The organism is Aeromonas sp. TS_SC_11, assembly GCF_057318915.1.
The window spans coordinates 3,941,727-3,960,312 of sequence record NZ_CM170470.1 but is presented as its reverse complement, the minus strand read 5'-3'; the positions used below and the strand labels follow the sequence as shown (position 1 = coordinate 3,960,312).

At 58.6% G+C, this 18,586-nt stretch carries 21 protein-coding genes, 1 tRNA gene and 1 other RNA gene; 6 read left to right on the top strand and 17 right to left on the bottom strand.

Translation table 11 applies throughout. The features are described 5' to 3' along the window. Positions 1 to 263: 263 nt before the first annotated feature. The 12 genes from AC1P02_RS18385 to AC1P02_RS18330 all read right to left on the bottom strand — a co-directional run bounded on the left by AC1P02_RS18385 (position 264) and on the right by AC1P02_RS18330 (position 8,560). The gene (locus tag AC1P02_RS18385) at positions 264 to 1,142 is read right to left on the bottom strand and encodes a flagellar motor protein MotB (RefSeq protein ID WP_059169766.1); all 879 of its coding nucleotides are present in this window, start codon (positions 1,140 to 1,142) and stop codon (positions 264 to 266) included. Beyond that, positions 1,117 to 1,875 (bottom strand): flagellar motor protein, encoded by a 759-nt coding sequence (locus AC1P02_RS18380; protein WP_058395405.1) that lies wholly within the window; start codon positions 1,873 to 1,875, stop codon positions 1,117 to 1,119. Before AC1P02_RS18380 ends, AC1P02_RS18385 begins: the two co-directional genes overlap by 26 nt. A gap of 223 nt (positions 1,876 to 2,098) precedes the next feature. Beyond that, positions 2,099 to 2,227: non-coding RNA, RtT sRNA (locus AC1P02_RS18375), on the bottom strand. Between the two features lie 54 nt (positions 2,228 to 2,281). After that, positions 2,282 to 2,369 (bottom strand) — tRNA-Ser (locus tag AC1P02_RS18370). A gap of 177 nt (positions 2,370 to 2,546) precedes the next feature. Then, positions 2,547 to 3,164, bottom strand: coding sequence for a TPM domain-containing protein (locus AC1P02_RS18365; RefSeq protein WP_005314938.1), 618 nt, complete (start codon positions 3,162 to 3,164; stop codon positions 2,547 to 2,549). 20 nt (positions 3,165 to 3,184) lie between these two features. Then, entirely contained in the window at positions 3,185 to 3,919 is a 735-nt protein-coding gene (locus tag AC1P02_RS18360; protein WP_485182838.1) for a TPM domain-containing protein, read from the bottom strand. Then, on the bottom strand, positions 3,916 to 4,521 hold the full coding sequence (locus AC1P02_RS18355; RefSeq protein ID WP_005314946.1) for a LemA family protein: 606 nt from the start codon (positions 4,519 to 4,521) through the stop codon (positions 3,916 to 3,918). Before AC1P02_RS18355 ends, AC1P02_RS18360 begins: the two co-directional genes overlap by 4 nt. A gap of 42 nt (positions 4,522 to 4,563) precedes the next feature. Continuing rightward, positions 4,564 to 5,301, bottom strand: coding sequence for a penicillin-insensitive murein endopeptidase (gene mepA / locus AC1P02_RS18350; RefSeq protein ID WP_096119313.1), 738 nt, complete (start codon positions 5,299 to 5,301; stop codon positions 4,564 to 4,566). Next, positions 5,301 to 6,203: an amino acid ABC transporter permease gene (locus tag AC1P02_RS18345; RefSeq protein WP_081045621.1), complete on the bottom strand. Its 903-nt coding sequence runs from the start codon at positions 6,201 to 6,203 to the stop codon at positions 5,301 to 5,303. Before AC1P02_RS18345 ends, mepA begins: the two co-directional genes overlap by 1 nt. Beyond that, positions 6,176 to 6,997, bottom strand: a complete 822-nt coding sequence (locus AC1P02_RS18340) for a transporter substrate-binding domain-containing protein (RefSeq protein WP_485182837.1) — start codon at positions 6,995 to 6,997, stop codon at positions 6,176 to 6,178. The genes AC1P02_RS18345 and AC1P02_RS18340 overlap by 28 nt, the downstream gene beginning before the upstream one ends. Before the next feature lie 2 nt (positions 6,998 to 6,999). Further along, entirely contained in the window at positions 7,000 to 7,797 is a 798-nt protein-coding gene (locus tag AC1P02_RS18335) for an amino acid ABC transporter permease (protein WP_485182836.1), read from the bottom strand. Then, complete coding sequence (locus tag AC1P02_RS18330; RefSeq protein ID WP_011898629.1) at positions 7,790 to 8,560, bottom strand: amino acid ABC transporter ATP-binding protein; 771 nt, start codon at positions 8,558 to 8,560, stop codon at positions 7,790 to 7,792. Before AC1P02_RS18330 ends, AC1P02_RS18335 begins: the two co-directional genes overlap by 8 nt. 106 nt (positions 8,561 to 8,666) lie before the next feature. On the opposite strand from AC1P02_RS18330, the gene AC1P02_RS18325 reads away from it, so the two are divergent. Together AC1P02_RS18325 and AC1P02_RS18320 are read left to right on the top strand one after the other, a co-directional pair. Next, positions 8,667 to 9,209, top strand: a complete 543-nt coding sequence (locus AC1P02_RS18325) for a hypothetical protein (RefSeq protein ID WP_429233709.1) — start codon at positions 8,667 to 8,669, stop codon at positions 9,207 to 9,209. A 251-nt stretch (positions 9,210 to 9,460) separates the two neighbouring features. Continuing rightward, the gene (locus tag AC1P02_RS18320) at positions 9,461 to 9,706 is read left to right on the top strand and encodes an RNA recognition motif domain-containing protein (RefSeq protein WP_005314968.1); all 246 of its coding nucleotides are present in this window, start codon (positions 9,461 to 9,463) and stop codon (positions 9,704 to 9,706) included. A gap of 78 nt (positions 9,707 to 9,784) precedes the next feature. Here the strand turns inward: AC1P02_RS18320 and AC1P02_RS18315 are convergent, their stop codons facing one another. Next, complete coding sequence (locus AC1P02_RS18315) at positions 9,785 to 10,684, bottom strand: aldo/keto reductase (protein WP_440146480.1); 900 nt, start codon at positions 10,682 to 10,684, stop codon at positions 9,785 to 9,787. 108 nt (positions 10,685 to 10,792) lie between these two features. Here AC1P02_RS18315 and AC1P02_RS18310 point away from each other — a divergent pair, with 108 nt between their 5' ends. The 3 genes from AC1P02_RS18310 to ltaE all read left to right on the top strand — a co-directional run bounded on the left by AC1P02_RS18310 (position 10,793) and on the right by ltaE (position 13,098). Next, positions 10,793 to 11,200 (top strand): hypothetical protein, encoded by a 408-nt coding sequence (locus AC1P02_RS18310; RefSeq protein WP_005314974.1) that lies wholly within the window; start codon positions 10,793 to 10,795, stop codon positions 11,198 to 11,200. 89 nt (positions 11,201 to 11,289) lie between these two features. Then, a complete protein-coding gene (locus AC1P02_RS18305; RefSeq protein WP_290076209.1) occupies positions 11,290 to 11,991 on the top strand; it encodes an SDR family oxidoreductase in 702 nt (233 codons plus the stop codon). Between the two features lie 90 nt (positions 11,992 to 12,081). After that, entirely contained in the window at positions 12,082 to 13,098 is a 1,017-nt protein-coding gene (ltaE, locus tag AC1P02_RS18300; RefSeq protein WP_485182835.1) for a low-specificity L-threonine aldolase, read from the top strand. Between the two features lie 63 nt (positions 13,099 to 13,161). Here ltaE and AC1P02_RS18295 read toward each other — a convergent pair whose 3' ends face one another. The 4 genes from AC1P02_RS18295 to AC1P02_RS18280 all read right to left on the bottom strand — a co-directional run bounded on the left by AC1P02_RS18295 (position 13,162) and on the right by AC1P02_RS18280 (position 16,402). Continuing rightward, complete coding sequence (locus AC1P02_RS18295; protein ID WP_005314981.1) at positions 13,162 to 13,593, bottom strand: PAS domain-containing protein; 432 nt, start codon at positions 13,591 to 13,593, stop codon at positions 13,162 to 13,164. Positions 13,594 to 13,602: 9 nt separating this feature from the next. Further along, positions 13,603 to 14,634 carry a response regulator gene (locus AC1P02_RS18290; protein ID WP_485182834.1) on the bottom strand — a complete coding sequence of 344 codons (1,032 nt, stop codon included), beginning with the start codon at positions 14,632 to 14,634 and terminating at the stop codon, positions 13,603 to 13,605. A gap of 54 nt (positions 14,635 to 14,688) precedes the next feature. Continuing rightward, the gene (locus AC1P02_RS18285) at positions 14,689 to 15,627 is read right to left on the bottom strand and encodes a LysR family transcriptional regulator (protein ID WP_058394100.1); all 939 of its coding nucleotides are present in this window, start codon (positions 15,625 to 15,627) and stop codon (positions 14,689 to 14,691) included. A gap of 73 nt (positions 15,628 to 15,700) precedes the next feature. Next, positions 15,701 to 16,402, bottom strand: coding sequence for a DUF2982 domain-containing protein (locus tag AC1P02_RS18280; RefSeq protein WP_034282930.1), 702 nt, complete (start codon positions 16,400 to 16,402; stop codon positions 15,701 to 15,703). A 169-nt stretch (positions 16,403 to 16,571) separates the two neighbouring features. Between AC1P02_RS18280 and AC1P02_RS18275 the strand changes: the two genes are divergently transcribed. After that, a complete protein-coding gene (locus AC1P02_RS18275; protein WP_485185487.1) occupies positions 16,572 to 18,509 on the top strand; it encodes a putative bifunctional diguanylate cyclase/phosphodiesterase in 1,938 nt (645 codons plus the stop codon). The last annotated feature ends 77 nt before the right edge of the window (positions 18,510 to 18,586 follow it).

Below are 18,586 nucleotides of genomic sequence, written 5' to 3'. Positions count from 1 at the left end.
TCATACTGATTTACATGTCATTTCAGGGGATTAATAATTAATCGATGGGGGTAAAATCGTTTTTTGCTACAAAGGTCAATTTTCTCATTTGAGAATGACTTTCAACGACCTGAATTGGCTGGTAAAACAAGGCTTGGCAGCGGTGTGTGCAGAGACTTCCCCGAAGGGAAAAAGGAAGGAGAAATTGAGGGGATGTGGCCGTGAAAGGGATGAAAGCGCTAAAGAAAAGCTAAAAAAGACCCCCGACAGGGGGTCTGCACGGGTCAGGGTTTGAGAATGGGGAGTGATTCTTCGGCCGCCTTGCCTTGGGAGAGGGTAATCTCGACCCTGCGGTTTGCCTGCCGGTGTTCAGCCGTATCGTTGGGGTAGCGCGGCTGCGCATCGGCTACCCCCTGGGCGATGACCCTTGTGGCGTCCAGTTTGGGATCGGTCAGCATGATATGGACGATGGACGCCGCGCGCAGTACCGACAGCTCCCAGTTGCTGCGATAGAGTTCGAGCGGCACTTGTGAGTTGTCGGTGTGGCCTGTGACCACTACCTTGCCCGGGATGTTGGCCAGTATGCCGGCGATCTTGTGGACCAGGGGGATGAATTGGGGTTGCAGAAAGGCCGAGTCGGCCGGAAACAATGCCTTCTCACCGATGCGGATCACCAGCTGGCTGCCGAGCTGCTCCACTTCCAGATCCTTGGATTCAATCTGCGCCTTGAGTTGCTGGTTGAGCGTCTGTTTGGTGACCTGCACCCACTCCTGCTCCTTGGTTTTGTGAGGCCAGGCCTCGGTGGCGCTCGGTTTCTCCGAGGCACCTATGGTTTCGTTGAACGGATCTGCCGCCGCAGTCGGTGCATCTTTTTCCAGCACAGTTTCCTTGTCCGGACTGCTGGGGGTTGTCCTGGACTCGGGTTCCAGGATCCCTGTGCCGCCCTGCATCACGGGTGAACCCGCAGGAGGGGAGATGAGACCGATTTTTCCCAGCGATTCGATAAAGCCCTGGATCAGCACCCGGGTTTCAGACTGTTTTGCCATGGCAAAGGAGTAGAGCACCACGAACAGGGCGAACAGCAAGGTCATGAAGTCGGCATAGGAGACCAGCCAGCGTTCATGGTTCTCCGGCGCTTCAGGCTTTTTCTTTTTGGCCACCATGGCCTCCTATGTAAGGTTCGAGGGTCACTTGTAGACGGGCTTGCGACTCGCCATCCACGATGCAGAGGATGCCGGTCAGTGTCATCTCCTTGTAGTGGCGGATATCATGGGCGAACCCCTTGTAGCGGTTGCCAAAGGGTAAAAAGATCAGGTTGGCTGCCCCTACACCGTAAATGGTGGCGATGAAGGCCACCGCTATGGCCCCCCCCAGTTTGTCCGGTGCATCCAGCAGGCCCATGGCGTGGATCAGGCCGAATACGGCGCCCACTATTCCCATGGTCGGGCAGTAGCCTCCCATGGCTTCGTAAAATTTGACGGTCTGCTCAAGATCCTCATGCTCGAACTCGATTTCGTTCTCCAGCACCTCGTGGATCTTGGTCTTCTCGTAGCCATCGACCATCATCTGTACCCCTTTTTTCAGGAAGGGATCCTTGATCTCGTCGATCATGCCTTCCAGTGCCAGCATACCGCTACGGCGGGCGTTAGCTGCCATCGTTTCCAGCAACTGCGCCTGTTCCAGCAGGTCGAGTTTGGGGGGAGAGAGCAGCCATTTGAAGCGTTTGAAGGTTTTGCCGACGACGGAGAAAGGGAACTGGGTCAGTGCGGCACCGATTGTACCGCCAATCACGATGAGGAAGGCTGGCAGATCGAGCAGGGCGCTGGGATGCCCACCTTCTATGATGTTACCGCCAAGAATACAGATTATTGCAAAAAGAAGGCCAATCAAGCTCATTTTTTGTACATCCCTGAATATTGATAAGGGCTAGTGTAGCTATTTAAGTATCAGTTTTTCAAAATGATATCCAATCACTGAGCAATTCATGGAGGCAGAGGACAAGGAAGGGGGGAGGGTGTGCAAGATAACACGGAAGGTTTGGCTGAGCCTCGGATGAATAACCCGAGTGGCAACAGGACAAAAGCAAAAAAACCGACCATCAGGTCGGTTCTTTTTAATTTGGCGGTGAGGGAGGGATGATTCGCCACTGCGTGGCTCACCCCTTCGGGGCGGCCGTTGGCCGTTCATCGCAGCAAGCTGCTCTGCTCGAACCCAGCGAGGGTTCTCACCTTCCCTCGTCGACATCAGCGTTGCGGTTTCCCCAAAAGCAAAAAACCGACCATCAGGTCGGTTCTTTTAAATTTGGCGGTGAGGGAGGGATTCGAACCCTCGATACGTTGCCGTATACACACTTTCCAGGCGTGCTCCTTCAGCCACTCGGACACCTCACCAAATTTTTGACCAGAGTTTAATGTGTTCGGCCAACACTGCGTTCGCTGCGCTGTTGCGCCGGAACGGGGCGTAATTTAGGGGAAAGGGCTGTCTGGGTCAACCACTTTTCCCCTTATTTTTCATAATCTTTATCGAGCGGCTATCCCTTGAACAAAATGCCGGTATTTTAAACCCGATCAGGGCTTGTCCAGGATGATCAAGCTGTCGGGCAGCTCGTTTTGATCCCGGGTAGCCGGGAAGGCGTCGGTCAGGATGGCGCTGGTGCGCTCCACGCATTCGAGGAATCCCTGCTCCACCTCCTTGTTGCGTACCCGGCGGGTGAAGTCATCGATGATCGCCTGCCACTGGTCATTGTCGATATGCTGGGCGATGCCGTCATCCACCAGTATCTCTACATAGTGCTCGGCCACAGAGACGAAGATCAGCACCCCCAGCCTGTCACGGGTACGGTGCAGCCCCTGCTCGACAAACTGCAGGCGCGCCATCAGGGCGGCTCTGTGCCTGCGTACCTTCTTCGGGATCAGGTACATTTTGATGGGAGTCCAGTGGAACAGTATGCTCAGCAGCAACCAGACTGACCACTGTGCCAGCAGTATCTCGTACCAGCCGAGCCAGAAGCCGAGTTCGAACACCAGCAGGGGAGTGAGCATGGCAATCAGGGCTGCCCACAGGGTGGGAATGTAGCGATAGCCGTCGCTGGCCGGGGCCAGTACTGTGACCAGCTCGGCGTCTGTTTCCAGCTCCGCCTCGCGAACCTTGGCCTGCAGGGTGTGAAAGAACTGTTTAGAAATCATGGTCTGTCTCTTTATTCCTGTTACCAACCACCGGAGGCACCACCGCCACCAAAACTGCCGCCGCCACCGCTGAAGCCACCGCCGCCACCTCCTCTGCCGCCGAAGCTACCGGCACCAAAACCTCCGGCCAGAAAAGCCGCGCGGCGTCGACCACTGCCACCGCCTCCACCGCCTCCGCGCAGGTTATGCAGCACTATCATCACAATCACCATCAGAATGAACAGCCAGGGACCACCCAGCTTGTCCTCTTTTTTGGCGGTGTCCACTGGCCGATATTCACCCGCCAGTGCCTGCATGATGCTCTGGCTGCCGGCCACTACGCCCGCAACCATGTCACCACGTTTGAAGGCGGGCAGGATCCGGGTCTGGATGATGTTGGCGGCAATGGCATCGGGCAGGGCACCCTCCAGCCCATAGCCCACTTCGATACGCACTTTGCGCTCATCTTGGGCGATCAGCAGCAGCACACCGTTGTTCTTTCCCTTCTGGCCTATGCCCCAATGACGACCGAGCTGATAGCCGTACTCCTCTATGGTCTCGCCATCCAGGCTGTCGATGGAGACCACTACCAGCTGGATGCCGCTGCGTTTTTCAAACGTGGCCAGTTGCTGGGTCAGCTGGTGGGCCTGCTTGCGGGACATCAGGTTCGCCTCGTCCACGACCCGGCCGCTGAGGGCCGGAAAGTCGGGGGCGGCTTGCAGTACTGCGGTCCAGAGCAACAGACAGGGCAGCAACCAGCGGGCAAATTTGCTCATTGGAAGCTGACCTTGGGCGCCTCTTCAGCCCCGGGTTTGGCACTGAAACTCGGTTTGGCTTCGAGATCTGAATAGAGCAGCTTGGACCAGATGACGCCGGGGAAGGTGCGGATCTCGGTATTGAACTGGCGCACCGCCTCTATGTAGTCACGGCGTGCTACCGAGATGCGGTTCTCGGTGCCTTCCAGCTGCGCCTGCAGGGTGAGGAACTGCTGATCTGCCTTGAGATCCGGATAGCGCTCCACCACCACCATCAGGCGGGAGAGGGCACTGGAGAGCTGGTTCTGGGCCGCTTCAAACTCCTTGAGCTGGGCCGGATCGCTCACCTGCACACTGCCAACCCTGGCACGGGCATCGGTGACCGCTTTGAGGGTCTCCTGCTCATGGCTGGCGTAGCCCTTGACGGTGGCCACCAGATTGGGAATGAGATCGGCGCGGCGCTGATACTGATTCTCGACCTGGCCCCAGCTCGCCTTGACCTGCTCATCCAGGGTCGGAATATTGTTCATGCCGCAGCCGGTCAATCCCAGCAGCAGGGTCAGTGTCAACAGGCTCTGCGTGGTGCTGCGCCAGAGTGAAGTGGCCATCTTGTTGTTCTCCATTGAAATTTCTAGCGGATATGGGCCCACCATACCAGCTTGGGGTCAGTTGCCACAACGGGCGGGCAGGATGGGCATCTTGTTGATACCGGAGACCTTGGGTAGCTGTGGCTTGTCCTTGAGCCAGGAGGCCAGCTCGGCGCCGCAGCCATTGCCGGGGGGAATGGGAGCTTGTGGCTCGCAATCCGGGCTGCCGACGGGGCAGCGCAGCCGCACATGAAAGTGGCTGAAGTGGCCGACCCAGGGGCGCAGTTTGGCAACCCAGGGCTCATCGGCGGCACGTTTGCACACCTCGCCCTTGATGACGGGGTTGATAAAGATGCGCGCCACCTCGGGCTTGCTGGCAGCCAGTCGCAACAGGTTCAGTTGCTCCGGGCCGAAGCGACCCGGCAATACCCGATAGCTGGGCTCGTCGATCAGCGCCCACTCCCTGGGGGCATCCTGCTCCCACTTGCTGATGGGGCGGTTAGCCATGCGAAACCAGATGTCGGCATCCAGGCCCGTCTGGTGACTGCGATGGCCCGAGGTAAAGGGACCGCCGCGGGCCATCGCCAGATCGGCGATATAGAGATCCGGCATGCCAGCCATGCGGGTCTGGTTGGCCAGCCCCTGCAGATAGTGGATGAGGTCGGGATGACCGTAGTAACGCAGCCGCTTGGTGCGGATCACCTGATACCCGGGTCCCTCCAGTGGCAGGGCCATGCCGTTTTTGAGGCAACCGGCGGCATAACCGCCGATCGCCTCGGCCTGCAGTACAGAGGCCAGTAACAGGGACGTCAGCATCAATGGGCTCCTTGTTTTGCTTCGAGTCGGCTGAGCAGCACAAACAGACTCAAACATATCAATAAATAGGCGGCCGCCACCAGTAGCCAGATTTCATAAACCAGCCCACTGGAGTTGGCCATCTCGGTGCCGACGAAGGTGAGCTCTTGCACCGAAATGAGGGAAACGATAGCGGTATCCTTCACCAGTGCGATGAGCTGGCCGGTGAGGGGAGGCAGCATCAGCAACATGGCTTGGGGCAGGATCACTCGGCGCAGCCGCACCCGGGGCGAGAGCCCCAGACTCTGCGCCGCTTCCCACTGCCCTTTGGGCACGGCCGCGAGACCGGCACGGACTATCTCGGCGACGAAGGCGGCGCTGATCATGCCGACACAGAGGGTGCCAGAGATGAGGTTCTCCCATCTGGCGGGCGGGCCCAGCAGCGCCTCTTGCCAGGGGGAGAGTGACAGAGTGCCGAGCCAGCGGGAGAGGCCGCTCGCCGGCAGTAATTGATTGGCGATAAAGAAGTAGAAAATGAAGATAAACACCAACGGCGGCAGATTGCGGATCAACTGGATGAACAGGGTCGCCGGCAACACCAGCCAGGGACGGCGGCTGAATGCCGCCAGACCCAGCGCAGTGCCCAGCAGCAGCGCCAGCGCCATGCCGAGTAGGGCGATGCGCAAGGTGGTGAGCAAGCCGCTGAAAAAATAGGGCAGCTCACCCTGGGGGCCGCGCGTGAACAGCAACTCGAAGGCGGCCTGCCAGTGCCATTGGTAGGCCACGCCAAGGTGCAATCTGCTGGCAAGCCACATGCCTGCCAGCAGCAGTATCAGCATGAGTATCCCATCGAGCCAGCCGACGGCTCGGGTAGCGCGTTTGATGGCAATCAGCATCAGGGATTGGCGACCTGGGCTTCCCATGCCAGCGACTTGAACCAGTAGTCATGACGGGCCTTGAGCCAGCCGTCGGCCTGACGGGCGGCGATCCACTCGTTGAACTGCTCGGCCAGGGCGTCATCCCCCTTGCGCAGGGCAAAGCCTTCGCTGCCTTGCGACAGCGGTTCGGCAAACGGCATAAAAAGAGCTTCGGGGTGGCGCAGTGTCTCTTGCTCAGGTTTCGGGGAAGAGGAGAGGGCGCCGTGGGCGCTGCCGTTCAGTACTTCCTGAAACACTTGGGATTCATCATCGAACTGGCGAAGGGTCGCCTTGGGGAAGTTCTCCTTGGCGACCTGCACCGGTGAGGCGCCACGGCGCACCGCCAGGATCACGCCGCGCTGGTTGAAGTCGGACAGTGTCTTTTTGTCCTGGGCCTGCGCCTTTGAGGCGGCCAGCTGGATGCCTGAGTGGGAGTAGGCTTGGGTGAAGCGCACGCTCTTCTCCCGTTCGGGTGTGATGGTGAGGCCGCCTATGATGACGTCATATTTTTTTGCCAGCAGAGAAGGGATGATGCCATCCCAGGCGGTGGGGACGAATTCGACCTGCCAGCCGTTGTCGGTGGCCAGGCGGCGGGCAACATCGATTTCGAAGCCGATGAGGGCGCCTTGTTTGTCGCGCATCGCCCAAGGAGCGAAGGTGGACATGCCAACCCGCAGGGTGCCGCTTTGTTCTATCTGCGCCAGGGTGGCAGATGCCTCGCCTTCTGCCTGGGCAGGGGTAAAGAGAGCGGTAAAGAGCAGGGCTGCGCCCGAGAGGGCGGTTTTGAACGAGAGTGACATGGTTAGCGTCCTTGTTGTTCCGGATCCAGATGACGGGCGAGCGCCCGCGAACAGGCTGACAGTGTCAGCGTCAACAGCAAATAGAGGGCGGCTACGGTGAACCACACCTCAAAGGTGAGGAAGGTATCGGCCACCAGAGTACGCCCTTCGTTGGTGAGATCGAAGATGGCGATGACACTCACCAGCGCCGAGTGCTTGATGAGTGACACCAGCTCGTTGGTGAGTGGAGGCAGCACGACACGAACCAGTTGCGGCAGTATCACTTTGCGCAGTGTGATGGCCGGTGACAAACCAAGAGAGCGCGCTGCCTCCCACTGTCCGCTGGGGATAGCCTGTATTCCTGCTCGCAACACTTCGGCGGTGAAGGCCCCCTGATAGAGAGAGAGACTCAGCACGGCGCAGGCGAGCGGGGCCAGTCCCAACATGGGGCCCAGCAGAAAATAGAGGATGTAGAGTTGCACCAGCTGGGGCGTGGTGCGCACCAGCGCCAGATAGGTGACGGCAAGCCAGGGGCCCAGGCGAGAGGGAAGCAGACGCAGGCTGACGACGGAACACCCGACGACCAGGGTGCCTGCCAGACTGAGCAAGGCTACTTGCAGGGTGACCAGCAAGCCGCTGAGCAGTGGGCCAGGGTAGAAGTCGCCATCTTCCCACTCCCCGAGAAAGGGACCGACCCGCTGCCACTGCCACTCATAACCCATCTGATGGGCGCCACTGTAGAGCACCCAGCCCAGCAGCAGGATCAGCAACAGGATTGCCAGCAGCCAGCTGGCGAGGCGGGTGGGTCGGGTATCAGCCATGGTAGCTGAGCACCTGCTCGAGAAAGGCACGGGTTCTCGGGTGGGCAGGCTTGCTGAACAGCTGAGCCGGCGGGGCGGATTCGATGATCTTGCCCTCATCCATGAAGAGCACCCGATCCGCCACTTGGCGGGCAAAACCCATCTCGTGGGTGACGCAGATAAGCGTCATTCCCTCGTCTGCCAGCTCGCGGATCACATCCAGTACCTCGCGGATCATCTCGGGATCGAGGGCCGAGGTAGGCTCATCAAACAGCATCAGTTCCGGCTGCATGCAGAGGGAGCGGGCGATGGCCACGCGCTGCTGCTGGCCGCCGGAGAGCTGGTGGGGGTACTTGTCGGCCTGGGCCTGAATGCGTACGCGTTCCAGCAGGCCGAGGGCACGGGTTTTGGCCGCTTGCGTGCTCAGTCCCAGCGTATGTACAGGGGCCACCATCAGGTTTTCCAGCACCGTCATATGGGGGAACAGGTTGAACTGCTGAAACACCATGCCGACTCGCCCTTGCAGGCGACGCAGGTAGGCGGGGGTAACGGGCTCGCCAAACAGGAACAGCTGGCCACTGTCTATTCCCTCCAGGCCATTGATGGTGCGGATCAGCGTGGATTTTCCCGAGCCTGACGGGCCGCAGATAACCCACTTCTCCCCTCGCGCTATGGTGAGGTCAATCTGATGCAGGGCCTGGAAGTCACCGTAGAATTTGTTGACGCCACAAAAGCGCACACAGGGCTGCGAGCTGGTCAAGAAACAAGTTCCATTGAGTATCATTGATGCCATGGTATTGATTTTATAGGGGGATGACAAAGAAAACCCCCTTGTCAGTCCCTTGAGGTCTATTCACAATGGCGCCATTTCACGGTCACAGGAACCTTTCATGCGAATTACATCCTTGCTGGCAACCCCCGGGGTTCGCTTGCTGATGCCGCCGGCAATGCCCTATCGCTGCGTCATTTTTCTGTTGTTGCTGACGAGTTGGGGCGTGGTGGCGGCCTCTTTGTGGTATGGACGGGGTGCCATGGGGTTGCTCCACTGGGTTGGGGTGATATTCGGAGGCATCACAGGGATCCTGGTCTCTCTGCCACGCAGTTGGCAACGCTGGCGGCTGGCCGAACTGGGTTGGGATGACGAGCACCTCTATCTGCTCAACGGCAGCGATGATCAGGCCCTGGCCTTGCCTAAAACGGCGCTGGTGGCCATAGAGCGGGAATACAAGGTAGGTCACGACGGTCAGTGGCTGGCGTTCAGTCTGGACCTTAGGCTCGATGGTACGCAGCTTGCTGCGGCGACCGCACTGATGGGGCTGGGCCGCGAAGGGACCCATGAGGTTGCCCCTGGCATCTACCGCTTTGGCTTTAAACGAGCCTGGCATGGCCGCAGGGCGATCAAGGGTGTGCTGAACGAGCTGCTCCCGGTTTGAGCTGACTATTTTCTCGACAATCCATCTCAAAGCTCAGATACTGCCAGTGACTCGAATTGATCTTGCCTGTTCTGTTCACCCAAGAGATCAATGACTTGAGTGAGCAGAACGGGGAGTGCCAAGGCATGACGCCCTGGCAGGTCCGGCATGGGGGTTGTGCCCTTACCTTTGTGTTGGTGATGGGATAGAGAAGGCACCTTGAATCGAGAGTGGATGGCATGAAGATTTACGTAGGTAATCTGTCGTACCGGATGACGGCCGACGAACTGACAACCGTGTTCAGCCAATTTGGACAGGTAGATAAGGTCGATATCATCATCGACCGAGATACCGGTCAGTCCAAGGGGTTTGGCTTTATTGAAATGCCTGTTAATGGCGATGCCGAAAAGGCCATCGCCGGTTTGCATGGCACCGAGATCGGTGGCCGTACCATCACAGTCAACCAAGCCAAACCGAAGACAGATGCACCACGTGGTCGCCCCCAGCGTCATCGTTGAGTTGCCTCGTTAATGCAAAACGGCATGGGTTTTCCCATGCCGTTTTTGTTTGCGCGCGATTGGGCCATCAAGCAGGGGTCAGGGTACGTCGTAACCAAGCGCCGCCTTGCGAATGCGGAACCACTGCTGGCGAGTGAGTGCTATGGACTCGGCTGCCACGGCAGCGGCAATCCGCTCCCGCTTGCCTGAGCCAATCAGCGGCAGCGGCTGGCTCGGCAGCATCATTACCCAGGCGTACACCAGTTGCTCTATGTTCTGGGCTCCCACTTCATGACGGATCTGCTCGAGCTCGGCGCGCAGCGGAGCATACTCCTGGCCATCGAACAGGCGTCCGCCACCCAGGCAGGACCAGGCCATGGGCTTGATGCGCAGTTGCTGACAGAGATCCAGGGTGCCATCCAGCGTCGTGCTCTGATTCAGGGGCGATATCTCCAGCTGATTGGTGACCAGCGGGAAGGGCAGGCGGGACTGCAGCAGCTCGAACTGGCGGGCACTGAAGTTGGACACCCCCAGATGTTTCACCTTGCCCGCCTGCTTGAGGCTGATAAAAGCATCGGCCACCTCATCGGCATCCATCAGGGGGTCCGGACGGTGGATCAGCAACAAATCCAGGTGATCGGTCGCGAGTTTGCGCAGGGAGTCCTCGGCACTGGCGATGATGTGCGCCTTGCCGGTGTTGTAGTGGTTGAGGGCATGCTCAGGCTTGGCGGTGAGGGCGATGCCACACTTGCTGACGATTTCCATCCGGTCACGCAAGGAGGGTTCCAGGCGCAGGGCATTGCCAAATGTCTCTTCGCACTGGTAACCACCATAGATATCGGCGTGATCTATGGTGGTCACCCCCAGGTCCAGGTGGTACTTCATCAGATCGAGCAGGGCGGCCGGGGAGAGCTGCCACTCCATCAGACGCCAGTAGCCCATGATAAGGCGAGAGAAGGTCGGGCCCTGGGCGTGCAGGGCGAGGCGAGATACAGACATGGGTGACTCCTTGGGGAATAAATGCTGCCAGCATCTTGGTCTCTTCTGCCGGGCAAGGCAATAATGTGGTTTTTGTTCATTCGAACTTTAGTTCTGACGGGATTCATGATGGACGGATTTGCCGCGCGGTTGCAGAGTCTGATCGGGGAGGGCAGTGTCAGCGCCTTCGCCCGCAAGGTGGGGTTGAGTGAAGCCCTGATCCGCAAGTACCTGAAGGGAGCCGAGCCCGGCCTTGGCAAGGCAAACCAGATTGCCATGGGAGCCAACTGTTCGCTGGAGTGGCTCGCCACCGGTTGCGGCTACCTCTATCGACAGGCGGAAGTGGTGGATCGGGAGGCGTTGGCAGCCGCCGGCACCCTGCTGCAGGAACTGGTTCCCGAGCAATCCCTGCCTGATGAAAAACAGCTGGTCACCCTGCTCGCGTATTACCAGTTCTTGCGCAGCCACAAGAAGGCAGATGGTTTTCTGGATCTGGCGCTGGCACGGGAGTTTGGCAAACATCTGGGTGAGGCATAAAGCCGTATGGGGGTTGCCGCCTCCCCTTGGCGGCAAGCGGTCATTATTCTGATAACCTCTAAACAGGCAGTCAATCCAGGGAGAAGGTGATGGGCTATCTGATCTTGGGCAGTGGTGGATTGGGCACGGCGCTGGCCAGGGAGCTGTCAGCCCGTGGCGAGGAGCTGGTACTGGCGGGCAGGCAACTGCCAAAAGGACTGGATCCGGCCTGCTACTTTCCGTTGCAGGAGGTGGATCCGCTCTCTTTCGATGCGCTGTTCACCCTCTATGACACAGTCGCCCTGCCGAGCGTGGTGATCAACACCATAGGCCTGTTGCACGATATCAACTTCATGCCGGAGAAGCGGGTAGAGGAGGTCAATCCCAAGTGGCTGTGTGACAGCCTGCTGGCCAATGCCTGGCCCACCCTGGCCGTGGCTGCCCGGCTTGGCCGCCTGATGGCGGAGGATAGCCGAGTCTGGCTCTGTGCCATTTCTGATCTGGCGGGAGCCATAGGCGTAAATGAACAAGGGGAACGTTACAGCTACCGCATGAGCAAGGCGGCCCTCAACATGGGGGTCAGGACCCTTGCCCATGAGTGGGCCGAGCGCTTTCCCAAGTCCGGCGTGATCACGATACACCCTGGCCTCATGGCAACCCCCATGAACCAGCCTTTTCTTCATGCACTGGCATCTGCTCCGTTGCAGGACCCCGCCCAGGTTGCCCCCTCTTTGCTGACTTTAATTGCAGGCTTGTCCCTGACTCAATCTGGCGCTTTTGTTGATCTGCAGGGGCAGCCGCTGTCCTGGTAGGCGGTCACCGGGCTCACATTCCAGACACTCCCTGCTTGCCAAGCCAGCCTGCGCTGGCTAACGTCATCCTCCTGCACCAGGAGGGATGTCATGCGCTATATCGATTTACGAAGTGATACTGTCACCCAACCCACGGATGCCATGCGTCAGAGCATGCTTCATGCCGAGGTTGGGGACGATGTCTATGGGGAGGATCCGGGCGTCAATGGGCTCGAAGCCTATGGCGCCGACCTGCTTGGCAAAGAAGCCGCGCTGTTCGTGCCATCCGGCACCATGTCCAACTTGCTGGCGGTGATGAGCCATTGCCAGCGTGGGGAAGGTGCCGTGCTGGGCTCGGCAGCCCACATCTATCGCTACGAGGCACAGGGTTCTGCCGTGCTGGGGTCTGTGGCCCTGCAACCCGTGCCCATGCAGGCCGATGGCTCACTGGCGCTGGCCGACGTGCGCGCAGCCATTGCCCCTGACGATGCCCATTTTGCCCAGACTCGCCTCGTTTGCCTCGAAAACACCCATAACGGCAAGGTGTTGCCGCTAAGCTATTTGCACGAGATGCGCGAGTTTGTCGACGAGCACGGCCTGCTGCTGCATCTGGACGGCGCTCGTCTGTTCAACGCAGTCGTGGCGAGTGGCCATTCGGTGCGTGAGCTGGCTGCGCCATTTGACAGCATTTCCATCTGTCTTTCCAAAGGGCTGGGAGCGCCGGTGGGATCGCTGCTGGTGGGTTCTCATGCCTTCATCGCTCGTGCCAGACGGCTGCGCAAGATGGTAGGTGGCGGCATGCGTCAGGCGGGGATCCTAGCCCAGGCCGGTCTGTTTGCCCTGCAGCAGCATGTGGTGCGCCTTGGTGACGATCACCGCCGCGCCAGACGGCTGGCCGAAGGGCTGGCGACGCTGCCGGGCGTCAGGCTGGATCTGGGTCAGGTGCAGACCAACATGGTGTTCTTGCAACTGACGAGTGGCGAAAGTGCGCCTTTGCTGGCTTTCATGAAGGAGCGAGGGATCCTCTTCTCCGGTTATGGCGAGCTGAGGCTGGTGACCCATCTGCAGATCAATGACGACGACATCGAAGAGGTGATCGACGCCTTTACCGAGTATCTCGGCGCGTGAGAATGCCATGAAATGAAACAGGGCGCTTCGGCGCCCTGTTTTGTTACTGCATGGTCTTGTTCGTCATATCTGCCGTTGCCCTGTCATCAGCATGGCTTCGTCGGTGGCATCGTAGATCATCACGGCGATGTGGGTCACCTGGCCGCCAAAATCGGCCAGCGGCACCAGGGTCAGGTTCTGGAACATATGGGGAGCCGAGCCTGTGATGGGGCGATAGTTGGAGAAACGCAGCAGATAGGGTCTCTGTTCCCAGGTGCTGAAGGCGCGGTTGTTGAGCTGGAACACCATGTTGGCCTTGCGCTCGAACCAGGCCCTGTCAACGTCGGGAAAAAGCTCGAACAGGACACCATCGCGCACCTCGCCCGCCATCCGGCCGCTGTGGCTCTCCATGAAGCCATTCCACACCTGCACCTTGTACTCCTTGTCGAGTACCACCAGCCCTACGTCCAGGTTCTGGACTATGTTCATCAGCCAATGAAATTCACGAATATCCATGGTCACTCCCTAGAGCATGTGCATGATTTTGTTGTTCATGGTGGCGATGGAATCTTCGGTAAACAGCAGTAGCAGGTCACACTGCACTGCGTAATCCTGGACCCGGTAGTTGATCTCGATGGCCAGGGTACGACGCCAGAGACTCTTGTTGGTGTTGATGAGATCCTTGATGGGTCTGTGCTGGCCGAGCACCACAGGGTGGCCTTGGCTGAAAGGAGTGTCGAGCTGGCTGGCATAACCGCGCAGGAAGGCACCGATCAGCACGTTGGCGGTGTCCATCAAGAGCTCCAGCTCGGCATTGCGATCCAGTGCTCCCTGATGCTTCATCAGCCGGGCAAGGTCTTTGAAGCTGGAGTCGTGGAACAGGATCAGCGCTTCGCCGGCGATACCGGCACCGATGAAGCCCTGACAGACGGCGGAAAGGGTATCCGAATCGGCGGCGGCCGAGAGGGCCATGTGCAGCTCGGAGACCTCCAGCACGTTGACGTTGGGAATGGGCAGTACTACGAAGGCATTGAGCAGGCGGGCCAGCAAATCGGCGGCCTGGCCCATGGATACGTTGGCGAGCTCCTGATACACGTCGCGGATCTCGGGGCTGATCTTGATGCCAACGTCGGCATCGGGCTCAGCTGTTGCTATACCGGTGAGGAGGGGGATGGGGGTCGAGGCCACGCCGTTTGGCTGCCACAAGCCGTGTTGCCTGAGCAGGGCGGTCAGGGTTTCGGGGGCGGCGGGTTTCTTGATGAAGTCGAGCGCACCGAGGCTCATGACCCTTTGATGAGCTTCAGGCTGGATGTCGCCAGAGACGACGAACACCTTGTTGCGCAGCCCCTCCTGTTGCAGGGTCTCCAGCACACCGTAGCCGTCCATTTCCGGCATGGTCAGATCCAGAAAGATCAGGTCGCCATGCCCCATCAGCACCTGCTCTATCCCTTCGAGTCCGTTTGCGGCGTAATGCAGCGTCACATCCCAGTCAGCGGGAAGGGCACGGGCCAGCTGTTTACGAGCGAATCCTGAGTCATCACATATCAATACATTCATAGTGTTAGGCTGGCCTGGTCAACGAGGATTGCTATAAGTGTGGCCCGCTCACGGTCAGATGCAATGGGACAGACTGGTTGCCGGTGAAAATTGGTTGTCCCATTGGCGGTTCCGGTAGTGCGCCGAGTATTTTTCAACGAATTCAGCGAACATCTTAACACGCAGCGGGGCAAACTGAGGCTGGCAGCGCACCATGTAGAAGGGGCGATGGCCGGTTTTCCAGTCCGGCAGCACGGCCACCAGCTGCTCATCTTGCAAGAATGGATGCACATAATGGAGCGGGGCATTGACTATACCCAGATGCCGTCTGGCTGCCCTGACGGCCGCCTGTGTCTGGTTGACGGTCAGCTTGGCGGCGCGCTTTATCTGTATTGTCTGGTCATCCTGGCCGATCAATTGCCAGTGCTGGTGTGGCCAACAGTAGATCAGCGAATGCTCTTCCAGCTGTGCTGGGTGGGCTGGCGTGCCCATTTTCTCCAGATACAGCCTGGAGGCGAACAGGCCATATTCGATGTGACCAAGGCAGAGGGCATTGGTCATGGATTGCGGCAGCTCACCGTTGAAAAACACCAGATCCCTATCGTTATCAAACAGGTGCTGATGATCATTGGTCTGGGTGATGTCGAACTGTACTTCAGGATAGTGCAGACCGAAATCTGCCAGCATGTCGACCAAGAGGGTATTGGAGAGGGCGATCGGCGCCGCGAGACGGATCACGCCATTGATATCGGCTTCCCGCCCCTGGATCTCCCCCGTGGCCTGTTCAATTTCGGCCAGCGGGGTGCACAGGCGCTCGTAATATCTGAGCCCTTCATCGGTGAGGCGGAGCTTGCGGGTGGATCTGTGCAGCAAAGAGCAGCCGAGTTGCTCTTCGAGCTGAGAAATACGTCGGCTGATGGTGCCGGTCGGCATGCCCAGTGCGGCAGCTGCGTGGGAGAAGCCTCCCTCTTGCACCACCTTGACGAACAGATAGAACTCTTCGATGTACTTCATAAGCGGTGTTCTGGGTGTAACAGGGGGGAGACCTTAAAAAGAGCCGCCCGCCTTGGCAAGCTCAATCCGGCGTTTAATTGATCTGGATTAGATTCGACTCCCGCTGGTATTGGTGCAAAAGGCGGATAAATTCGGCTGGATCCCGATCCAAGCTGTTGTCCGGCACCAGCAGATCGTAACCAAGCAGCTCACGCAGCCGGGTCATGCGATTGGCCAGCATGGCGATCACCCCCTCATAACGCTGGCCTGACGAAGAGCGAAAACGGCTCTCCTCCAGCAAGCCTTCCCCCTGCAGTGCACCACCACAGGTACCGCTCGGACAATCCTGTTGTTCATTGCGCAGGGCCTGCAACAGCACGGATCTTTGCTCGGTCAGCAGGCGAACGGCCAACCTGGGTGTGATCAATGTCAAAAAATCATCGTAATCTTTTATCTTCAATCCAATGTAGGGCAGGGGGACCAGATCCCAACCGAGATGAATGCGCGGTTGGTCAATTCGCTGAATATTTCTCCATTTCAGGATCCAACCGCCGTATTTGTGGTGATATTGCAAACAATCGTGGCAGAGGGAGAGGCTGATATGGGGTTCGACCAGCTTCAACGAGCCGATAAAGATCATCATCAGACCCGCCAACAGGCCAGAGATGAAGGGGATTAGTGGTTGTTCACGGAAGAAAAAAAGTATAAAAATCATAGTAATGGTTACTATGATGCCCAACAATACCAAGGTGAGTCCGTTTTTCCTGACCATGGGTTTCACATGTAGCGTTTTCATATGAAGTCAGCCCTTGTGCGCAAGCTTATTTTCAGATTATGGGCTGGATCCTATTTTGTACCAGCATGGGGTGCCCCGAAAGGGTACCTTGTAGCAGGCTTTCTCAGTGATCACACATCATGAATCACCACATTAGATGAATACGCTAGACGAACTGTTATTGAGCGGGATGGATGTCCTGCATACCCCTATCTGGGTTTATGACATCCGGCATCATCATATTTACTGGGCCAACCGTACCGCATTGGGGGTATGGGAAGCCAGCTCGCTTGCCGAACTGCAAGCGCGGGACTTCTCTGCCGACATGGCTGCCGCCATCGATCTGCTGCTGCAACGCTACCTCGGTGATTTCCAGCAGGGGCGCAGTTACAGCGAGTGGTGGACGCTCTCCCCCAAGGGGATAAAAAAACAGATCTACCTGCGGTTGTCTGGCATCCAGCTGGCCGGCCGCCTGATGATGATGACAGAGGCGGTGATCGACGCCGATACCCTTTATCAGGAGTCTTCCCTCGCCACCGGCGATACCCTTGCCTGTCTATTTGACAATCAGGGGCGGCTTGAAAGTGGCAACCACCACTTCGACACCTGCTTCGGCGATCAGGTCAGCCAGCTCTCCCAGGTGTTTTCCGGCAACAATGAAGCTTTCTACCAGAAGCTCTCACGCCTCGACGAGGTGGTGGCAGAAGGGGAGTGTCGTACCCGGAAGGGGATGCGCTGGTTCCAGTATCAGTTTCGGCATATCCAGCAGGGGGCACAGATATTGCTCACCATGCGCGATATTACCGACCGCAAACTCGAAGAGCTGGAGCACCGCCATTTGGCCTGGCACGACTCGCTCACCGGGCTGCTCAATCGCTATGGTCTGATGAAGTCCCTCGAGGCTTATTGCGGCATGGGCGGGCGCTTTGCGCTGGTATTCATGGATTTGGACAACTTCAAGCTGGTCAACGACAACTATGGCCACAAGGCTGGCGATCGCCTGCTGGAACGGGTGGCCGGTCGGCTCAAGCAAGTCTGTCCGCGGGATGTGGAGCTGGCGCGCCTCGGCGGCGACGAGTTTACCGCCCTGGTGCCGCTGGCCCATTCCAGCGACAGGGCGCAGGAGGTAGCCGATCTCATGCTCTCCCAGATGACCAAACCGTTGCAGTTGAGCGGTGTACCCGAAGTGACCATAGGCGGCAGCATAGGCATCGCCATCTACCCGGACGATGCGGATGACGGTGACACCCTCATTACTCGCGCCGACATGGCCATGTATCAGGCCAAGCAGATGGGACGCCTGCGCTGGCAGCGGTTTACTCCCAGTATGCAGCAGACCTTGCATCGCAAGCTGACCCTGAAGCAGTTTCTGGCCAAGGCCATTGGTCGGCAGGAGCTGAGCCTCTGTTATCAGCCTCAGGTGGATGTGGCACAGGGCAAACTGATTGGCTTTGAAGCACTGCTGCGCTGGCACAATCCCGTCCTTGGCCATGTCTCACCGGTGGAGTTCATTCCGCTGGCCGAGGAGATGGGCCTTATTCGGGAGATAGGCAGCTGGGTGCTCTCGACGGCACTGGCCCAGATGGCCCATTGGCAGCAAGCATGCCAAGTAAGGGTGCCTGTGTCGGTCAATCTCTCCGGTTTCCAGCTATCTACCTCCTTGCCGGAACTGGTGGCCCAGCAACTCAAGGCGTATGGCGTGGATGCCAGCCTGCTTACCCTGGAGCTGACCGAAACAGTCCTGATGCTGGACATGAAAGGCTGCATCGAGATCCTCGATGGCCTGAGCGAGCAGGGCATCAAGATCGCCATCGACGATTTTGGTACCGGCTATTCGTCGCTGGCCTACCTGAACCGGCTGCCCATCGATACCATCAAGCTGGACCGCTCATTCGTGGTGGGGCTGAACCTGCCGGTGATCCGGGCCACAGTGGCCATGGCAACCAGCCTGGGGCTTGGCATCATGGCGGAAGGAGTGGAAGATGAAAACGAGCTCGCAGCGCTGCAAGCTCAGGGTTGCCACGTCTTTCAGGGCTTTCTGTTCAGCAAGCCGATGACGGTGGCTCAGGTGGAAGAGAACCGGTTTGCGGTCTGTTGCAAGGCTGGCACTTATCCGCTGGCGGAATAGGTTCAACGCAGATGCAGTCGTCATCCTCCTCCTGGATGGTCTTGGGCCGCTGCGTTTTTTTGGGTAGAGTGTGGCCT